This is a genomic window from Rhodococcus sp. IEGM 1241, assembly GCF_033142365.1.
In the GTDB taxonomy this organism is placed as follows: Bacteria; Actinomycetota; Actinomycetes; order Mycobacteriales; family Mycobacteriaceae; genus Rhodococcus_F; species Rhodococcus_F erythropolis.
In genome coordinates this window covers 691,433-709,390 of the sequence record NZ_JAWLSE010000002.1, presented here as the reverse complement: position 1 = coordinate 709,390, position 17,958 = coordinate 691,433, and the positions used below count along the sequence as shown (strand labels likewise).

Here is a 17,958-nt window from a genome sequence, read left to right as displayed (position 1 = left end):
GTTCGAGGCAAGGCGCTCTAGCGTTTCAGCCGAGAGCGCGCTTCAGATCAGCCAAGAGATCGGCGGTATCTTCCAGACCCACCGACAAACGCACAACGCCATCTGTAAGACCCACTGCTGCACGACCTTCCGGACCCATGGCCCGGTGCGTTGTGGTTGCTGGGTGGGTGATCAACGACTTGGAATCACCCAAGTTGTTGGAGATGTCGATGACGCGCAGACCGTTGAGAACCTCGAACGCCCGCTTCTTGCCCTCGCCGTCAGGCGCATTGAGCTCGAACGTGACTACAGTTCCGCCGCCGCTCATCTGAGACTTCGCGAGCTCGTGCTGCGGGTGCGAAGTCAGGTACGGATACTTGACCCACTTGACGCCGGAGTGCCCTTCGAGGAATTCGGCGATCTCGAGCGCTGAGGCCACGGAATGCCGAATACGGACCGGCATGGTCTCGAGACCCTTGAGCAGAGTCCACGCGTTGAACGGGCTGAGCGCAGGACCGGTGTGCCGCATCAGTTCTCGGACGGGACCGCTGATGTATTCCTCGGTTCCGAGGATCGCGCCGCCGAGCACGCGGCCTTGACCGTCGATGTGCTTGGTACCGGAGTACACCACGACGTCGGCCCCCAGATCGAGGCTGCGCTGCAGAAGCGGCGTCGCGAAGACGTTGTCCAGCACTACCTTTGCACCGGCAGCATGAGCAAGCTCCGACACCCGCCGAACGTCGACGAGGGACTGCATCGGGTTGGACGGCGTCTCGAAGAACACCGCAGTGGTCGGCACCGAGAGCGCCTCTTCCCACTGCGCGTTGTCTTCACCGTCGACGAAGACGACCTCGACTCCCCAGCGCGGAAGAATCTCGTTGCACACGACGAAGCAGGATCCGAACAGGCTGCGCGCAGCCACCAATCGGTCGCCGTTGCCCAACAGCGCGCCCAACGCGGTGAAGACAGCCGACATTCCGCTGGCAGTCGCAAAGCAGGCTTCCGCGCCTTCGATGAGACGCAAACGCTCTTCGAACATCTTGACCGTCGGATTGCCGTAGCGGGAGTAGACAAAATGATCCACCTCGCCGGTGAAGGCTTGTTCGGCGGCTTCTGCACTCTCGTAGACGAATCCGGAGTTGAGGAACAGCGCTTCGGAAGTCTCCTCGAACCCGGTACGCATCAGTCCGCCGCGAACACCGAGAGTGCCGAGACCGACGTCGTCCGGCAGCGCTCGTTGAAATGCGCCACCCTGGGGAATTCCGCTCACTGCTGCCTCCATGGCAAGCCGATGGCCCGCCAACCTACAAGTCCGCGATGTCCGTCGGCACCCAATGCGCCTTCGAACCCGTCGAGCACGTTGTACGACGGGCCGATGCCCGCCGCAGTCGCAGCTTCCGCCGCACCGATGGAACGTTGTCCGGATCGACACAGGAAGATCACCGGACGCTCCGACCCGGAGGAATCGGCGGTGATGCCGGCTTCCTTCAACTGGTCGACGAAGTTGTCATTGCGCGCGCCGGTCGGGTGGCTCACCCATTCGATCAGTGCGGCCTGCCTGCCGAGGGAGGAAACATCGGGGACACCGACGTACTTCCACTCCGCATCGGTCCGCACGTCGACCAGCACGGCGTCGGGGTTTTCGCGGAGCAGCTCCCAGGCTTGCTCCGGCGTCAGATCGCCTGCGTAACTCACGTAGTCCATGTTTTCACAAGACTGCCGTGAGCGCCTGAGCGGGCCGTCAGTTACAGACGACCCAACGGTTGCCGTCACGGGTCAGGGCCCAGGTCGAGACCCGCTCGCCCGCTCCGCCGCCGGTGATCGTCACGTCGGCCCGGGCGCGATCGCCGTTGACCACGACCCCGTCCACACCCTTCAGTTCGACCGTCCCGTCGACTCCGGCCATCGGACCAGTGCTCGAATTGAAGCTCGCGCAGGTCAGGGTCTTGACCGTCTCCGCGTCATTTCGATTCTCGGCATCGACGTAGTCGGTGACGGAGCGGCTCACGCGGTCCGACTCGGTGACGTTCTTCTCGGCCGGCGAGATCCACGACGCGACGAAGATTCCACCCAGAATCAAGGCGACGATGGCGACAGCCAAGAGGAACGGCCCCGCAGACGCCTTCTTGCCATCGATGTTGTCGGATTCGCGAAGCTCGTCACTCATAACGCCAATACTCCCCCACAACTTGAAATTGTGGCCCGTCAAGGACCAGGCCCCTACCCCTAATACCCGAGACAACGGGAGAATGGGAAGAAAGAATAGGTTTACCCACAACCGATCGAGTGAGAGTGTGGATCCGTTCGGCCGCAACCGAGGCACTGTGCTTAGGTTCGGCTAAATTGGATACTTGTCGATATGTTGTCCGAACTTCGAAGAAGGTAGCTGTCCTCACGATGACTGACTCCAACCGCCCACTCCGGGTCGCGATCGTCGGCGCCGGCCCCGCCGGCATCTACGCCGCCGACGCCCTCATGAAATCCGACACCGCAGTCTCCGGCCGCGGCGTCAGCATCGACCTCTTCGAGCGCATGCCCGCGCCCTTCGGCCTGATTCGTTACGGCGTCGCGCCTGATCATCCGCGCATCAAGGGCATCATCACCGCTCTGCACAAGGTGCTCGACAAGCCTCAGGTCCGCCTGCTCGGCAACATCGACTACGGCACCGACATCACCCTCGACGACCTGCAGTCGTTCTACGACGCGGTCATCTTCTCCACCGGCGCCAACGCCGACCGCGCGCTCGGCATCCCGGGTATCGAACTCGACGGCAGCTACGGCGCGGCCGACTTCGTCTCCTGGTACGACGGCCACCCCGACGTACCGCGTACGTGGCCGCTCGAAGCCGAGAAGGTCGCTGTCCTCGGCGTGGGCAACGTTGCGCTCGACATCGCCCGCGTCCTCGCCAAGACCGGCGACGAACTGCTGCCGACCGAGATCCCCGCCAACGTCTACGAGGGCCTCAAGAACAACAAGGCCGTCGAGGTTCACGTCTTCGGACGCCGTGGCCCGGCCCAGGCCAAGTTCACGCCTCTCGAACTGCGTGAGCTCGACCATTCCCCGACCATCGAGGTCATCGTCGACCCCGAGGACATCGACTACGACGAGGGCTCCGAGCAGGCTCGCCGCAACTCCAAGCAGGTCGACATGGTCGCGAACACGCTGCAGGACTGGGCAATCCGCGACGTCGGAGCCCGCCCCCACAAGCTGTTCCTGCACTTCTTCGAATCTCCCACGGAGATCCTCGGTGAAGACGGCAAGGTCGTCGGCCTGCGCACCGAGCGCACTCAGCTCGACGGCACCGGCAACGTCAAGGGCACCGGCACGTACAAGGACTGGGATGTCCAGGCCGTGTACCGCGCCGTCGGTTACCTCTCGCAGAACGTCACGCAGCTGCCGTTCGACGACCAGGCGGGCACCGTCCCCAACGACGCCGGACGCGTCGTCGCCGACGACAACGCCGAGGGCGCAGCCCGGTTCATGCTGGCCACCTACGTCACCGGCTGGATCAAGCGCGGCCCCGTCGGCCTCATCGGCCACACGAAGGGTGACGCCAACGAAACCGTCGCGAATCTTCTCGAGGATTCCGTCGGCTTCGCCGGCGCCGCGAACCCCGACGAGAACGCCGTCATCGAGTTTCTCGAAGGCAAGCAGGTGCCGTACACGACCTGGCAGGGCTGGTACCGCCTCGACGCGCACGAGCGCAGCCTGGGCGAGCCCGAAGGCCGTGAGCGCATCAAGGTCGTCGAGCGTCACGACATGCTGAAGGCATCCGAGCCCGACCGCGCGAACTGAGTGCGCAGAAGTAACTGAACAGAAGCCCTCCACCGGCCCGACGCGACCCAGGTCACATCGGGCCGGTGGTGTGTGCGGGGACCCAAGGCAACAGGGCAAAATAGACCCCGTGTTTGACGCCCACGTGCATATCATCGACCCGCGCTTCCCGCTGGTCGAGAATCACGGGTACCTGCCTGAGCCCTTCACCGTGGCCGATTACCGGGCCCGGCTTGCCTCACTGAAGGGCCTGAGTGTCGACGGCGGCGCGGTGGTGACCGCGTCGTACCAGGGCAATGACCAGGAATACCTGAAAGCCGCCTTGTCCGAGCTCGGCGAAGGCTGGGTGGGCGTCACTGCTTTGCCGCTCGATGCGACGGATGAAGACATCGTTGCGCTGGACGCGCTGGGAGTGCGCGCCGTCCGATTCAATCTGCGCCGAGGCGCCACCGACCTGCGTCTGCTCGCCGATCTCGCCAACCGCGCATTCGATCTGGTCGGCTGGCACGCCGAGTTCTACGTCGATGCCACGCTGTTGCTGTCGCTGGAACCCGTATTCGCCAAATTGCCGGCGGTGAGCATCGACCACTTGGGAATGTCCACCCGAGGACTGCCGTATCTCCTCAACCTCGTCGACCGCGGGGTACGCGTCAAAGCCACCGGGTTCGGACGCACCACCATCTCCGACGTCGGCGACGTGCTTCGCCAGATCCACGCGGTCAACCCCGCTGCGCTGATGTTCGGCACCGATCTACCCGGCACACGGGCACGTCGAGCGTTCGAGGTCCACGACCTGGACGTGATCGCCGAAGCTGTCGGCGACGACCTGTCCGCGGTCATGTGCGACAACGCCCGCTCCTGGTACCGCTGCGCTCAAGTGAACGCGACGGCTCCCAGCCACAGCCCCGCCGCGATCAGCGCTCCGAACAGTTCCACCAGCATGGACAATCCGACTGCCTTCACCGCGTGAAGCGTCGACGACCAGGCGATGTCGTAACGGCGCAGCCGCGCTAGTTCGGCGAAATACGTTCCGACGATGAATCCGAGGAACAAGCCCACGACCGGAATCACGAAGAACCCGATGATGCCGACGACGCCGCCGACCACCACCGACAGGTTGGGCACTCCCCCGGACTTCATCCGCTTGCCTGGCCAGGTGTACTTCACGATCCCGGTGACCACCAGTGCCAGCGTCGACAGCGCGAACACCGTCCACGCCGTCGCGCCGCCGGTCATGATCGCCCACACCAGAATTGCACCGAAAACGAGAAGTGTCCCCGGAAGAATCGGAACGACGACACCGATCAGACCGACCAGGATGACCAGCCCGACGAGGACCTCGGCCACAGGACTCATCCGACGGGACGCACCTTCGACGCGGCCTCGCGAGCACGGGCGCGTGCAGTCGGCACATCGGCGGCCGTCGACACTGCAACACCCATGCGACGACGCGTGAAGCTCTCGGGCTTGCCGAAGAGCCGCAGGTCCGTCTCGGGAACCGAGAGTGCCTCGGCGACGCCGTCGAATCCGATCCCCTTGGCCTCCATTCCGCCGTAGATCACCGCCGATGCTCCCGGAACCGTGAGCGTCGTGTCGACCGGCAAGCCCAGGATCGCGCGGGCATGCAGCTCGAACTCCGAAAGTCGCTGCGTCCGCAGAGTCACCAATCCGGTGTCGTGCGGCCGTGGGCTCACTTCGGAGAAGAAGACGTCGTCGCCCTTCACGAATAGCTCGACACCGAAGATGCCTCGCCCGCCCAGAGCCGTGGTCACCTTCTCGGCGACGTCTCGGGCCGAGGCGAGGGCAACTGCGGACATCTGCTGCGGCTGCCACGATTCGATATAGTCACCGGCCTCCTGCAGGTGCCCGATCGGCTCGCAGAACGACGTCTCGACCTGACCGCTCTCACCGACGGCGCGAACCGTCAATTGTGTTATCTCGTAATCGAAATCGACAAAACCCTCGACGATCACCCGGCCGTGATTCACACGACCTCCGGCCATCGCGTAATCCCATGCGGCGTCGAGATCTTCGGCGGATCGAACCGTCGACTGTCCCTTCCCCGACGAGGACATGACGGGCTTGATGACGCACGGGAAACCGATTCGGTCTGTCGCTGCCTGCACTTCGGCAAGCGAGTCCGCGAAAGCGTACGGCGAAGTGGGCAGGCCCAATTCCTCGGCCGCGAGCCGACGGATCCCCTCACGGTTCATCGTGAGCTGGGTGGCGCGGGCGGTCGGAATGACCACCGCGGCCCCGCGTTCTTCAACGAGTGCAAGCGCATCCGTCGCAATGGCCTCGATCTCGGGAACCACGAAGTGAGGCTTTTCCAACTCAATGACGGCAAGCAGCGCTTCCGGATCGGCCATGTCGACGGTATGCGCACGATGAGCCACCTGATGCCCAGGGGCATCGGGATACCGATCCACCGCAATCACTTCGACGCCCAGACGCTGCAACGCGATGACAACTTCCTTACCCAACTCGCCTGATCCCAACATCATCACGCGGATGGAGTTCTCGGTCAGGGGAGTTCCGAATCGGAGCGGAAGCGTCGGCAGGGGCGAAGGCGTCGAATCAAGCTGCATGGGTGCGACTATATGCCAATCCCGATGCAGGTCAGCGCGGTTATCGGCCGTCCACCACACCTTCGCGGCCAAATCCCCGCCTGATCGTTCGTGGTATGTCAGGTTTGCGATAGGTGCGGGTGGCCATATCCGGCTCGGAATTCCGTTGCGGCAATGCATCGTTGCCGAGCCGGCGCACTTTCACGAGGTTGCGCCCGGCGCGCTTGGCTTCGTACAGAGCCTCGTCCGCGACGCTCATGAGGGTGGTCAACGTCGGCGTCGCATGATCGACCCACGCGACGCCGACACTGACGGTGCTCGTCACTTCTGATTCGGCCGAGTACTCGACTTGCGCGCCGCGGACCGCCTCGGCCACATCGACTGCTCGCGCGTAGCTGCAGTCCGGAAGCAGAATGGCGAACTCCTCGCCGCCGAGCCTTCCGATCAGATCGCCGTCCGACAATCGGTCAGCGGCCCGTTCGGCGAAGTTCGCGAGAACGCTGTCACCGGTCATATGTCCATGCGTGTCGTTGATGCTCTTGAAGTGGTCCAGGTCGAGCATCAGCAGGCCGACCGGGGATTGTGTGCGGGCCGCGGCGGCAAGCTCCGATTCCGCATGCCCGAGAAACGCACCACGCGAGAGGACCCCGGTCAGATGGTCGAATTCGACAGCAAGGAAGAGCTCACGCTCGGCAGCGCGACGTTCCTCGGTCGCACAGGCAACCGCGATCGGCCCCAACGCGATCAGCGTGACGGCAATGGACGTGATGACGTCCTCGTTCCACGTCGAGGCGGCTTGATCTCCGATATCGAGTCGACCGCTACCCGCCATCATGAGCGACCACACCGACCAAACCACGGAAACGAAGGCAGTGCTCGGAACCGAGATGCGAGTGGCGCACCACAGGAGAGCCGGAATCGGAAGGACCAGCGCGATCGGCCCTTCGATACTCAGGGCGATCGGCACGCAGGCTGCAGTGGCGAGTAGCGGAACGCTCATAGCGGCGACAGTTTTGGCAGTCAGTTTGCTGCGGAACTCGGCAAGGCTCGACGGGATGGTGAGAGTGAGAATGAGAGGAAGGACCAGCAGGTACGCCATGACCTCGGTGGCGCCCCAGTGGAAAAACGTGTCGGTAAAGGACTGACCGCGTAAGAGCCGGTCCAAGGCGCCGGCAGTGGCCGCGGTACCAGTCGCCGCGACGAACGAGACGAAGACCATCCACACCAGCGACTGCGAATCGACCAATCGGAACGGTGTGCGCTTCAAGTAGTACAGAACAAGAACACCGACTGTGACTCCGGCGAGGTTCGCCCCGTTCAACTGCACCGCAAGCGAGAGCGAGTTGCCGGTGATCAGGTCAGCGCAGACGTATCCGACAGCCGCAGCGATCCACGTCGGCCACTCGATCAGGACCGGCCATCTGACCATCATCCCCAGCAGAATGGCGTTGGCGCACCAGAATGTCGCGAGCAACCCTGGTGGGCGCGTGAGGATGCCGATCAACGAAGCCGCAAGTACAACGGCCAGCACTAGGAGAAGGCGCAGAAAGCGACTCGTCCCTACCATGCGTCACCTCGCGGTCGGCTACCTCTGAATTCGGGAGCACCGGACGTCGCGGTGACCGTATGCCGATGTCGTCGAACCATCGTACGCAGGTGCTGCCACTCACAGTTCTGTGTTCACATGCCAAAACGGCAATTACGAAAATCTCCGCAAACGCGGGTGCCCTCCGGCCACGACAGTGGACAGAGGGCACCTGCATGCAATCCGATTGGCAGAGCCGAATGGACCTGCCGGAAGGGATGACTACTCGGCGGATCCGCTGGACAGACCCGAGAGTGAACCGGTGGACGAGCCCTCGCCCTCGCCGGACAGCGATTCGGTGGGAACGGACTTGAGGAAAGCTCCGAGCGCGGTGAGCAGGGGTCCGAGGGTGCTGAGTGATCCGAACATAGGAGGTTCTCCTGTTTGTGAGGTGGTGTGATGTTCCAGCGCCATTCCGGCCGCAGGCGGTGGCCGAGATGGTTCGGGAACTTCTGCCGCGCGGATGGCTGAACCGCCCCCCGAACAACATCCCGAGCTGTGATGTAGCGCACTACCTTGGCGCTGCCTGCATTTATAGACCGACTGCTCACACTTGTCTAGCTACCGAATAGCTACCAACGTGAACTGTCGGTAACACCTTCTGGCATAATTGCAGTTCAGAGCCCAAATAGACAGTTCGAAATATCCAATAATGTGATTTAGCTCACAATTGAAATGCAGAAAGTGTGGCTCGCAGACAACCGCGAGCCACACTTTCGGACAAACGGGACTTACTTGTCAGCCGCCGATCCGGTACCCGGGGTGAGCGAGCCACCACCGAGTGCCGTGAACAGGTCCTTGAGTACCGGAATGAACGTCTTGACGACGCCGCTGAAGTCTTCGAACGAACCCATGTCGGGTCTCCTTATGTCGGGATGCAGTTGAAATGAAGTGGGGACCGAGAACTACTCGGCAGTGGAACCGGCCGAACCCGAGCCGTCTGCCGATCCCGCGTTCAACTTGGTCACGAACGCGAGAACGCTCTTGAGGAAGGCGTCGAGATTCTGAATCGAGGTCATGCGACTACTCCTGTGTTGTTTCGGAAGAATTGTTGTGGTCGAACGTCAGGAGTTCGAGCTCGCGGTGTCCAGCCCCTGAAGGGTCTTGAGCATGTTGACCAGGGGAAGAAGCTGGAGAATGCCCCAGCCCATGCCGTTGGCCTTGAGAAGGTTTCCGAGGGATCCCATGTGTGACTCCTTGCATGAATATCTATGACGCGGCGCACGTTTTGTTCGCTCCGCCGCTTTGTAGCCAAGCTAAATACGTACGTCCAGTTTGTTTCGATCCAAATAAAACCGTGACATATTGGAGCAATGTGTAAACCGGCAGTTCAGGACCTGTGACCTGAAACCAATATCGAATTCAAGTGTGTTGGACATCACATTCGATTTGGACAAATGGTTGCAATCGTCAGAGTCGGTGCCAACCTCGACCACGATCTGTCATACCGTGTGCTTGTGATCAATCGCGAACGAGCGGCAACCGAAGCAACTCACCGGGAACCGTCGTGCTAGCAAAACTCCTCAAGGCGTACCTGCCGCCGTACCGCTGGTTGCTTGCCGGGGTCCTCGCACTTCAACTCTTCGGGGCCATCGCGTCGTTAGTCCTCCCCACGCTCAACGCTCGGATCATCGACGACGGTGTAGCCCGAGGCGACACCGGATTCATCATGTCCACCGGCGGGATCATGCTGCTGGTCTCGCTTGCGTCGATCATCGCGTCGGTCGCATCGACCTATCTGGCGGCAAAATCGTCGATGGGCTTCGGCCACGACGTTCGAGGCGCCTTTTACAAGGCCGTCGGCAGCTTCTCTGATCGCGAATTCAACAGTTTCGGTGCGCCGACGCTGATCACACGGAACACCAACGACGTCCTGCAGATCCAGGCCCTGGTCATGCTGACCTCCTCGATGCTCGTCAGCGCCCCACTGATGTGTATCGGCGGCATCATCATGGCGCTGCGCGAGAACCTGCAGATGTCCTGGCTCCTGACGATTTCGGTACCACTGCTCGGCATCACCGTCTCGGTCGTGGTGGCCAAGCTGATCCCGCATTTCCGGACGATGCAGACGCGGATCGACAACATCAATCGATCACTGCGCGAACAGCTCACCGGTATGCGTGTCATCCGCGCCTTCGTTCGAGAACCCGACGAGACGATCCGCTTCGACAAAGCCAACAAGGAACTGACCGACACCTCGCTCCTCATCGGTCGCTACCAGGCGGTTCTGCTGCCCACCGTCATGTTGATCGCCAACCTGTCGAGCGTCGCGGTGCTGTGGTTCGGCGCGCATCTGGTCGATACCGGAGACATGCAGATCGGCCAGATCAGCGCCTTCCTCGCCTACGTCATGCAGATCCTGATGTCCGTGGTCATGGCGACCATGTTGGCCGTCGTGATCCCCCGCGCGGCCGTGTGTGCCGACCGCATCACCGAGGTACTCGACACCGAGCCGACCGTGCCCGCACCGGCCCAGCCCCTTCGCCCGACCAGCCCCTACGGCGTTGTCGAGTTCGGTGGAGCCGGATTCACGTATCCGGGAGCAGAAACGCCGGTCCTGTCGAATGTCTCGATGCGATGCATGCCAGGAACGGTCACCGCGATCGTGGGCAGTACCGGTAGTGGCAAATCGACCCTCGTCTCACTCATCCCCCGACTCTTCGACGTCACGGCCGGCGCCGTCCTGGTCGACGGCTTGGACGTCCGTGGCTGGGATCAGGACGAACTCTTCGCCAACTTCGGATACGTGCCCCAGAAGGCCTACCTGTTCGCCGGCACGATCGCGAGCAATATCCGCTACGGAAACCCGACCGCCACCGACGACGACATCTGGGCAGCCCTCACCATCGCCCAGGCAGACGACTTCGTCCGTGAACTCTCCGACGGTCTCGAGTCTCCGATCGCCCAGGGCGGCGGCAATCTCTCGGGCGGACAGAAACAACGTCTCGCCATCGCCAGAGCTGTAGTCCGCAGACCCCGGATCTTCGTCTTCGACGATTCGTTCTCCGCACTCGACATGCACACCGACGCCGCAGTCCGACGCGAACTCCGCACGGTCTCGACTCATTCGACGGTCATCATCGTCGCGCAGCGCGTCGCGTCCATCATCGATGCCGACCAGATTATGGTCCTCGAAGACGGCGCTCCGGTCGGTCTCGGCGACCATCAGTTCCTTCTGGCCAACTGTCCGACGTACCAAGAGATCGTGGCTTCCCAGATTCCCGCGGAGATGAGCGCATGACCAGCCCGCAGGACCCGACGTGGGGCAGCCCCAACAGCCAGTACTTCGACGATGCCCCGACGGTGGTGTTCGCCAAGATCCCGAGCGAACCTGAATCCGCGGACGGGGATGCGAAGTCGAGTAACCCCGAGAACCCCGACAAAGAGCCGAAGCCCGCGCTGACCGCGACGGACACCAAACCTCGCCACTTCAAGGCGACGATGAAGCGGCTTCTCTCGCTTCTGCAGCCACACAAGTTTGCGGTCGTCTGTGTCGTCGTTGCGACGATCGCCAGCATCGCGCTCTCCGTCGCGGTGCCGAAGATCCTCGGTCACGCAACAGACCTCATCTTCGCCGGGTTCATCGGCAAGAGCCTGCCCGCCGGACTGACCCGCGATCAGGCAGCAGAGGCGATCCGCGCATCAGGAAATTCGACGTTCGCCGACCTCGTCGCCAACTCGACCGACGTCGTTCCCGGTGTAGGTCTGAACTTCGACGCCATCGGCAAAGTCGTCATGCTCGCGATCGTCGTGTACTTGCTCTCGTCGCTACTTGCCTGGTTGGAAGCATTCCTCCTCAACATCATCGTCCAGAAGACCATCTACAACCTGCGTGCCTCGGTCGAGGCGAAGCTTCACCGTCTCCCCCTTCCATACTTCGACAAGACACCTCGCGGCGAGATCCTCAGCCGCGTCACCAACGACATCGACAACATCTCGTCGACGTTGTCGTCGACGTTGACCTCGCTCCTGACGTCGGTGCTCACCGTCCTCGGCGTCCTGACGATGATGTTCGTCATCTCTCCGATGCTCGCCCTGATCGCACTGATCGCGGTGCCGGTATCGGTGCTCCTCGTTGCCAGGGTCGCCAAGCGTGCACAGGTGTTGTACAAGGCTCAGTGGACCGAGACGGGCAAGATCAACGCACAGATCGAGGAGAACTACAGCGGTCGCGACCTGGTACGCGTGTACGGGCATCAGGCCGAAGCCGAGCGTGAATTCGCCGAGCAGAACAAGAAACTCCTCGACGCGTCCTTCGGCGCACAGTTCCTCTCCAGCCTGATCATGCCGGTCATGAACTTCGTCGGAAACATCACCTACGTGCTGCTCGCTGTGGTCGGCGCACTCAAGGTCGCCAGCGGCAACATGTCACTCGGTGACGTTCAGGCGTTCATCGTCTATTCGCGCCAGTTCAGCCAACCACTCACGCAGATCGCGTCCATGTCGACGAGCCTGCAGTCCGGAGCCGCGTCGGCTGAGCGGGTCTTCGAGCTTCTCGACGAACCTGAGCAGTCGCCCGACATCGACGTGCCACTAATGCCCGAGCCTGCCGGACGCCATCGCAACGTCGGACACATCGAGTTCGAGAACGTCTCGTTCCGCTACGAGCCGGACAAGCCGTTGATCGAGAACGTGTACCTGACGGCTCGGCCCGGGCAGATGGTCGCCATCGTCGGACCCACCGGTGCCGGCAAGACCACCTTGGTCAACCTGCTCATGCGCTTCTACGAAGTCGACTCGGGCCGAATCACTCTCGACGACGTCGACATCTCGCAGATGCGCCGCTCCGACTTGCGCAAGCACGTCGGCATGGTCCTGCAGGACACCTGGCTCTTCGGCGGAACGATCCGCGACAACATCGCGTACGGCCGGCTCGACGCCAGTGAATACGAGATCCACGAAGCCGCACGCGCTGCCTTCGTCGACCGCTTCATCCACACGCTCCCGGACGGGTACGACACCGTGCTGGACGAGGAGGCATCGAACATCAGCTCCGGCGAGAAGCAGCTCATCACGATTGCCCGAGCATTCCTGTCGGAGCCGTCGCTGCTGATTCTCGACGAGGCGACCAGCTCGGTCGACACACGTACGGAACAGCTTGTGCAGCAAGCAATGTCCGCGTTGCGCGTCGGGCGCACCAGCTTCATCATCGCGCACCGGCTCTCCACCATCCGTAACGCCGATCTGATCGTCGTGATGGAGGCGGGCAAGATCGTCGAGCAGGGCACACACGACGAACTCATCGCAGCTGCGGGCGCGTACTTCCGTCTCTACAACGCTCAGTTCGAGGGTGCCGCCGTCTAGTGATCGGCGCCTCCCTCGGCGGACACAGTGCCCCGGAGCACACCTGACCGATTCGACACGTTACCGTCGAGTCAGGAGTGTTGTCACCGTCTGAATTGGGAGTGCGTGTGTCTGCAGAAGCTGTGGAGAAGAAGGGCCCGCTCGCGGGCATTCGGATCGTGGAATTCGCTGGATTGGGACCGGGCCCGCACGCCGCGACGCTTTTGGCGGACATGGGCGCCGACATCGTCATCGTGCAGCGCGCAGGGCAGATTCCGCAGGACTCGAACGCAACCGACCAGATCAAGCGCGGCCGCCGCATCGTCGAGGCCAACCTGAAGGATCCGGCCGACGTCGCCAAGGTTCTCGATCTCCTGGGCCGCGCCGACGTCCTCATCGAGGGCTTCCGCCCCGGCGTCATGGAACGCATGGGACTCGGACCCGACGTGGTGTCGGAGCGCAATCCGCGCCTCGTTTACGCCCGTATGACGGGCTGGGGACAGGAAGGACCGCTCGCCAACGCCGCCGGTCACGACATCAACTACATCTCACTGACCGGTGTCCTCAACGCCATCGGACGCAAGGGTGAACGCCCCGTCCCGCCGCTCAACATGGTCGGCGATTTCGGCGGCGGTTCCATGTTCCTGATCTTCGGCATTCTGTCGGCTCTCGTCGAGCGCTCGACGTCCGGTAAGGGCCAGGTCGTCGACGCGGCGATGGTCGACGGAACCCTCGCGCTCTCGCACATGATGTGGGCATTCCGCGGTCGCGGCGTCTGGTCCGACGAGCGCGGCGTCAACCTCCTCGACACCGGCGCTCCGTTCTACGACACCTACGAGACCTCCGACGGCAAGTACATGGCCGTCGGATCCATCGAACCGCAGTTCTACGCATTGTTGCTCGAGGGCCTCGAACTCGATCCCGCGACGCTCCCTCACCAGATGGACACGTCCAAGTGGGACGACATGAAGACGCTCTTCACCGAAAAGTTCTTGTCCAAGACTCGCGACGAGTGGGCCAAGATCTTCCTCGGCACCGACGCCTGTGTCTCCCCTGTCCTGACTTTCGCCGAGGCTCCGTCCAACGAACACATCGCGGCCCGCGGTTCGCTCATCGAACTCGACGGCGTCACTCAGCATGCTCCCGCACCGCGCTTCTCGCGCACGCCCACCGCGACGCCCGCTGCGCCGGCGCGTGAGGCGACGGATATCGACACGGTCTGGACCTAGGGCCTTCGGCCCCGTGCGCGGTTAAGGAGCCTCAGGACTCTCTAACCACGCACGGGGCGTCAGCCCAACCTGTAGAACCTGAACATCTCGTGCTCGATCGGGAGCACGTCAACCCGCTCGAAACCGGCCGCCTTGGCATAGCTTTCGAGTGTCGAGTGCCTCATCACCGTCCCGGTGGCAACGCTCCCCGGATGCGACAGGCTGTCCGGTAAGCAGCAGGTCAGCGAAAATCCGTACAGCAATTGCTCGATCGGACCCGCCTCGGGATCGAACACATCTGCCGTTCGTTCGTCCATGACGATCACCGGAGCGCCCGGCTGGGCAATCGCCCGAGCCGTGGACAGAAATCCCACCGGATCCGGAACGTCGTGAAGGCACTCGAAAGCGAAGACGGCATCGTAGGTCCCGGCATCGACTCGCCCGGCCTCAGGAGCCTGTCCGGCGACGTCGACCAACGAGAAATGTACTCGGTCGTCCACCCCACGATCGTGGGCGTTACGACGGGCAGCGTTCACCGATGCCGCGTCGACGTCGAAGCCGTGCACTTCGATCTTCGGGTATCCGAGGGCGAGCGCGATCGACGACCAGCCCTCCCCCATCCCGAGATCAGCGACCTGCCCGCCGCCGACAAGTATGGCGTGCAGGTCGGTGACTACCGGCAGGAACTGCTGACAGAGCTGCTGGAGATACATCGGCCGGTTCAGCAGCGCCTGGCCCTCGCGAGCATCGGGGCCCATCGATTCCCACGTGACTCCCCCGCCGTGACGATAAGCGTCGAGTAGACGCGGCATCGACGACGTTGTCGCGACGAACAGCCTCGCCAACGGCGCCAGGAAAAGCAGGTTCTCGTCGTCGACCAGAACATCGGCGTGGGCCTGCGGCAGGCTGTACCGGCGATCGGCATCCGAATTGACCTCCACATAACCGGCGACGGCCTGCTGCTCGAGCCACTCCCGCGCATACCTTTCGACGGTCCCGGTCCGGTCCGCCAGCTCCGTCGACGTGAGCGGGCCGTGATCGCTCAGCGCGCGGTACCAGCCCAGCCGGTCGCCCAGATACACAGCCTGCAGCTCCGACGCCCCGAGCGTGGCCGCGAACAATCGTTCTGCGAGCGCGTCCGCCGCACTTGTTCCCGCTGCGCCTGTACCGTCTACCGCCGTCATGCCCTACCTCCTGGTTTCACACCACTTTCAGGGTGTGTACCCAGTTCTCAGACGACGACCATTCGTTGGTCTGCCGTGTCGCGATCCGTCGCGAGGGTGTCGTACGCAGCGGCGATGGACGCGACGCCGCGAATGAGGTCCTCGGGAGAACGTGCGTACGGCACGCGGATGAATCGTTCGAACGCACCTTCGACGCCGAAACGGGGGCCGGCGGCAAGGAGTACGCCGAAGTTGGGTGCCACCGCCGCCAACGCCGTCGAGACTGGCGCGGACATTCGCATCCAGACCGACATTCCGCCGGAGCCGATGGTGGGACGCCAGTCCGGCAGATGCTCTGCCACTGCGCCGAGGAGTACCGCACGCTGTTCTCGCAGAACTTCGCGACGCTGTTCGAGCAACGAGCGGTCGTCGGCGAGCAAGTAAGCGGCTGCCAACTGATCCATGACGGGAGTACCGAGGTCGACCGCGGCACGCGCCCCCACCAACTGGGTGATGAGCGCGGCATCGGCGCGAATCCAACCGACACGTAGCCCGCCCCACAACGACTTCGCGGTCGAACCGAGCGTCACCACTTCGGTTTTCGCCGCGCCTCGCCCATGTGAGGCGACCGGCGCCGGCGGCGGTGCGTCGAGCCACAGGTCCACCATCGTCTCGTCGACGACCAGAGTCATTCGCGTTTCGTGCGCAATCTTCGCAAGCTCGGCGCGGCCGGAAGAGTCCATGCAGAGGCCGGTCGGGTTGTGAAAGTCGGGAATCAGGTATGCCATTCTGGCAGCGGTTTGCCTTGCTGCACTTCGAATCCCGTCGAGATCCCAGGCTCCGGCCGCCGCGAACTCCGGTCGGACCGGAACCGGCACGGGCCGAGCACCGTTTCGCCGAATCGCTTCCAGCGCATTGGGGTACGTCGGATGATCGACCAGCACTCGCTCGCCGGGTGAGGTGAGCACCGACAGCAACAACCGAAGCGCGTGCTGCGCACCCGAGGTCACCATGATCTGTTCGGCGGTGGTGGGAAGACCCCGCGCCGTGTAGCGCTGCGCGATCACGTCACGCAAGTCGGCGATCCCGACCGGTTCCATCCCGTGCGTGGGCAGGAAGTTCGGAAGTTCCTGCAGCGCAGAAGCATACGCCAGTTCGACCTGAGCGGCGGGAGCTGCCATCGCCGCGTAACTGAGGTCGACGACGGGCCCACTCGGCCCCGGTTGATGGGAGCGGAACATCAACCCGTTCGGCCGCGCGCCGGCGGGCAAAGCCACGGTGCTTCGCGAACCCTGCCGGCTGATCAGATACCCCTCGTCTCGCAGCACCGAGTACGACGACGTGATCGTGGTCCGACTGAGTTCGAGCACCGCCGCGAGTTCACGCTCACTCGGCAGTGCGACCCCCAGCGGAACGCGACCGTCGTGCACGAGCAGGCGGATACCGTCGGCAAGCGCACGGTACGCGGGCCTGCGCCCAGACTCTTCCTGCCAGGACCCCAGATCGCGCGCAAGCGAACGGGCACCGAGAACTCGAGTCATCATGCAGTCCAGTATCGACAACTTGGCTATGTAACTCAATACCAGTCGAGTTGATCATATGTCCATGACTACCTTCGCAACCCTGATCGGCATCGGACTCTTCGTGGCACTCGTCTACTTCTTCGCGCCCGCTGAAGGTGAAGGTACATACATTCGTTTGGAGCAGTTTCGCCTGGCAGCACCCCTCGGCGGCATCTTCCACGACAAGACTTCAGACCGCGAAAACGACGCTGTCAGACCCCCGTGCGATTGTGATCAGGGGGAAGAATTCACTGATCTCAGTCCAGTTGCGTAAAACTGGACTCTTTTCGCACTCAGAAAGTCTCCAGAGAGGGATTGCATGCCGGCTTCCAAAAAGATCCTCTACATCGATCTCGACAACACCTTGGTCAACTTCCAGTCGGGCATCGATCGCCTGACCGACGGCGTCCGGGAGAAGTACAAGAACGACCTCGACGAAGCGCCACACATCTTCTCTCGCATGGATCCTCTCGACGGTGCTATCGACGCCTACCACCAACTGGCGCAGCAGTTCGACACCTACATCCTCTCGACAGCGCCGTGGAAGAACGCCACAGCCTGGCACGACAAGGTTCTGTGGGTCCAAGAGCACCTCGGCATGGAGGAGGGCAGCGTCGCGTACAAACGTCTGATCCTCTCGCACCACAAGCACCTCAATCGAGGCGATTACCTCGTCGACGACCGCGGAGCAAACGGCGCAGATCGTTTCGAGGGCGAGTGGATCAAGTTCGGCAGCACCGAGTTTCCCGACTGGAAGACCGTCACCGCACACTTGTCGAAGCTGGCTTGAAACACGAATCCCCGCTCCTGCTTGCAGGAGCGGGGATTTCGAGGGAA

The 17,958-nt window shown here is 62.8% G+C and carries 18 protein-coding genes; 7 read left to right on the top strand and 11 right to left on the bottom strand.

Going from position 1 to position 17,958, the window contains the following annotated elements; genetic code table 11:
* Window positions 1–25: 25 nt before the first annotated feature.
* Genes R4P70_RS12975 through R4P70_RS12965 form a run of 3 tightly spaced genes read right to left on the bottom strand, consistent with a single transcriptional unit; the run spans window position 26 to window position 2,146 of the window.
* Window positions 26–1,249 (bottom strand): O-succinylhomoserine sulfhydrylase, encoded by a 1,224-nt coding sequence (locus tag R4P70_RS12975; RefSeq protein ID WP_029538600.1) that lies wholly within the window; start codon window positions 1,247–1,249, stop codon window positions 26–28.
* Window positions 1,246–1,674: a rhodanese-like domain-containing protein gene (locus R4P70_RS12970; protein WP_243617378.1), complete on the bottom strand. Its 429-nt coding sequence runs from the start codon at window positions 1,672–1,674 to the stop codon at window positions 1,246–1,248. Before R4P70_RS12970 ends, R4P70_RS12975 begins: the two co-directional genes overlap by 4 nt.
* A 46-nt stretch (window positions 1,675–1,720) precedes the next feature.
* Window positions 1,721–2,146: a hypothetical protein gene (locus R4P70_RS12965; RefSeq protein WP_069146159.1), complete on the bottom strand. Its 426-nt coding sequence runs from the start codon at window positions 2,144–2,146 to the stop codon at window positions 1,721–1,723.
* 230 nt (window positions 2,147–2,376) lie between these two features.
* Here R4P70_RS12965 and R4P70_RS12960 point away from each other — a divergent pair, with 230 nt between their 5' ends.
* Window positions 2,377–3,774 (top strand): FAD-dependent oxidoreductase, encoded by a 1,398-nt coding sequence (locus R4P70_RS12960; protein WP_317830898.1) that lies wholly within the window; start codon window positions 2,377–2,379, stop codon window positions 3,772–3,774.
* 109 nt (window positions 3,775–3,883) lie between these two features.
* Window positions 3,884–4,723 (top strand): amidohydrolase family protein, encoded by an 840-nt coding sequence (locus R4P70_RS12955; protein ID WP_024487914.1) that lies wholly within the window; start codon window positions 3,884–3,886, stop codon window positions 4,721–4,723.
* Here R4P70_RS12955 and R4P70_RS12950 read toward each other — a convergent pair.
* From R4P70_RS12950 to R4P70_RS12925, 6 genes are all read right to left on the bottom strand, one after another.
* Window positions 4,627–5,109 carry a DUF456 domain-containing protein gene (locus tag R4P70_RS12950; RefSeq protein ID WP_019749482.1) on the bottom strand — a complete coding sequence of 161 codons (483 nt, stop codon included), beginning with the start codon at window positions 5,107–5,109 and terminating at the stop codon, window positions 4,627–4,629. The genes R4P70_RS12955 and R4P70_RS12950 overlap by 97 nt on opposite strands.
* Window positions 5,106–6,341, bottom strand: coding sequence for a formate-dependent phosphoribosylglycinamide formyltransferase (gene purT / locus R4P70_RS12945; RefSeq protein WP_317830897.1), 1,236 nt, complete (start codon window positions 6,339–6,341; stop codon window positions 5,106–5,108). The genes R4P70_RS12950 and purT overlap by 4 nt, the downstream gene beginning before the upstream one ends.
* Window positions 6,342–6,381: 40 nt before the next feature.
* Window positions 6,382–7,887: a GGDEF domain-containing protein gene (locus R4P70_RS12940; protein ID WP_020906657.1), complete on the bottom strand. Its 1,506-nt coding sequence runs from the start codon at window positions 7,885–7,887 to the stop codon at window positions 6,382–6,384.
* A 240-nt stretch (window positions 7,888–8,127) separates the two neighbouring features.
* On the bottom strand, window positions 8,128–8,274 hold the full coding sequence (locus R4P70_RS12935; protein ID WP_003944356.1) for a hypothetical protein: 147 nt from the start codon (window positions 8,272–8,274) through the stop codon (window positions 8,128–8,130).
* A gap of 362 nt (window positions 8,275–8,636) precedes the next feature.
* Window positions 8,637–8,759 (bottom strand): hypothetical protein, encoded by a 123-nt coding sequence (locus R4P70_RS12930; protein WP_019749478.1) that lies wholly within the window; start codon window positions 8,757–8,759, stop codon window positions 8,637–8,639.
* Between the two features lie 210 nt (window positions 8,760–8,969).
* Window positions 8,970–9,092, bottom strand: coding sequence for a hypothetical protein (locus tag R4P70_RS12925; protein WP_003944443.1), 123 nt, complete (start codon window positions 9,090–9,092; stop codon window positions 8,970–8,972).
* A gap of 320 nt (window positions 9,093–9,412) precedes the next feature.
* Here R4P70_RS12925 and R4P70_RS12920 point away from each other — a divergent pair, with 320 nt between their 5' ends.
* From R4P70_RS12920 to R4P70_RS12910, 3 genes are all read left to right on the top strand, one after another.
* Window positions 9,413–11,146, top strand: a complete 1,734-nt coding sequence (locus R4P70_RS12920; protein WP_019749475.1) for an ABC transporter ATP-binding protein — start codon at window positions 9,413–9,415, stop codon at window positions 11,144–11,146.
* Window positions 11,143–13,209 carry an ABC transporter ATP-binding protein gene (locus tag R4P70_RS12915; protein ID WP_019749474.1) on the top strand — a complete coding sequence of 689 codons (2,067 nt, stop codon included), beginning with the start codon at window positions 11,143–11,145 and terminating at the stop codon, window positions 13,207–13,209. Before R4P70_RS12920 ends, R4P70_RS12915 begins: the two co-directional genes overlap by 4 nt.
* 107 nt (window positions 13,210–13,316) lie before the next feature.
* Window positions 13,317–14,417, top strand: a complete 1,101-nt coding sequence (locus tag R4P70_RS12910) for a CaiB/BaiF CoA transferase family protein (RefSeq protein WP_020968820.1) — start codon at window positions 13,317–13,319, stop codon at window positions 14,415–14,417.
* Window positions 14,418–14,476: 59 nt separating this feature from the next.
* On the opposite strand, the gene R4P70_RS12905 is transcribed toward R4P70_RS12910, so the two are convergent.
* Complete coding sequence (locus tag R4P70_RS12905) at window positions 14,477–15,580, bottom strand: class I SAM-dependent methyltransferase (protein WP_020906655.1); 1,104 nt, start codon at window positions 15,578–15,580, stop codon at window positions 14,477–14,479.
* 47 nt (window positions 15,581–15,627) lie between these two features.
* Window positions 15,628–17,103, bottom strand: coding sequence for a PLP-dependent aminotransferase family protein (locus tag R4P70_RS12900; protein ID WP_019749471.1), 1,476 nt, complete (start codon window positions 17,101–17,103; stop codon window positions 15,628–15,630).
* A gap of 61 nt (window positions 17,104–17,164) precedes the next feature.
* On the opposite strand from R4P70_RS12900, the gene R4P70_RS12895 reads away from it, so the two are divergent.
* Together R4P70_RS12895 and R4P70_RS12890 are read left to right on the top strand one after the other, a co-directional pair.
* Window positions 17,165–17,395 (top strand): hypothetical protein, encoded by a 231-nt coding sequence (locus tag R4P70_RS12895; RefSeq protein ID WP_003944349.1) that lies wholly within the window; start codon window positions 17,165–17,167, stop codon window positions 17,393–17,395.
* A gap of 45 nt (window positions 17,396–17,440) precedes the next feature.
* A complete protein-coding gene (locus tag R4P70_RS12890; protein WP_019749470.1) occupies window positions 17,441–17,911 on the top strand; it encodes a 5' nucleotidase, NT5C type in 471 nt (156 codons plus the stop codon).
* Window positions 17,912–17,958: the final 47 nt, after the last annotated feature.

Coding starts and splice junctions, on each gene's coding strand:
- R4P70_RS12915 (WP_019749474.1), top strand. CDS start 11,143: ATGACCAGCCCGCAGGACCCGACGTGGGGCAGCCCCAACAGCCAGTAC.
- R4P70_RS12960 (WP_317830898.1), top strand. CDS start 2,377: ATGACTGACTCCAACCGCCCACTCCGGGTCGCGATCGTCGGCGCCGGC.
- R4P70_RS12930 (WP_019749478.1), bottom strand. CDS start 8,759: ATGGGTTCGTTCGAAGACTTCAGCGGCGTCGTCAAGACGTTCATTCCG.
- R4P70_RS12905 (WP_020906655.1), bottom strand. CDS start 15,580: ATGACGGCGGTAGACGGTACAGGCGCAGCGGGAACAAGTGCGGCGGAC.
- R4P70_RS12935 (WP_003944356.1), bottom strand. CDS start 8,274: ATGTTCGGATCACTCAGCACCCTCGGACCCCTGCTCACCGCGCTCGGA.
- R4P70_RS12895 (WP_003944349.1), top strand. CDS start 17,165: ATGACTACCTTCGCAACCCTGATCGGCATCGGACTCTTCGTGGCACTC.
- R4P70_RS12950 (WP_019749482.1), bottom strand. CDS start 5,109: ATGAGTCCTGTGGCCGAGGTCCTCGTCGGGCTGGTCATCCTGGTCGGT.
- R4P70_RS12940 (WP_020906657.1), bottom strand. CDS start 7,887: ATGGTAGGGACGAGTCGCTTTCTGCGCCTTCTCCTAGTGCTGGCCGTT.
- R4P70_RS12925 (WP_003944443.1), bottom strand. CDS start 9,092: ATGGGATCCCTCGGAAACCTTCTCAAGGCCAACGGCATGGGCTGGGGC.
- purT (WP_317830897.1), bottom strand. CDS start 6,341: ATGCAGCTTGATTCGACGCCTTCGCCCCTGCCGACGCTTCCGCTCCGA.
- R4P70_RS12890 (WP_019749470.1), top strand. CDS start 17,441: ATGCCGGCTTCCAAAAAGATCCTCTACATCGATCTCGACAACACCTTG.
- R4P70_RS12900 (WP_019749471.1), bottom strand. CDS start 17,103: ATGATGACTCGAGTTCTCGGTGCCCGTTCGCTTGCGCGCGATCTGGGG.
- R4P70_RS12965 (WP_069146159.1), bottom strand. CDS start 2,146: ATGAGTGACGAGCTTCGCGAATCCGACAACATCGATGGCAAGAAGGCG.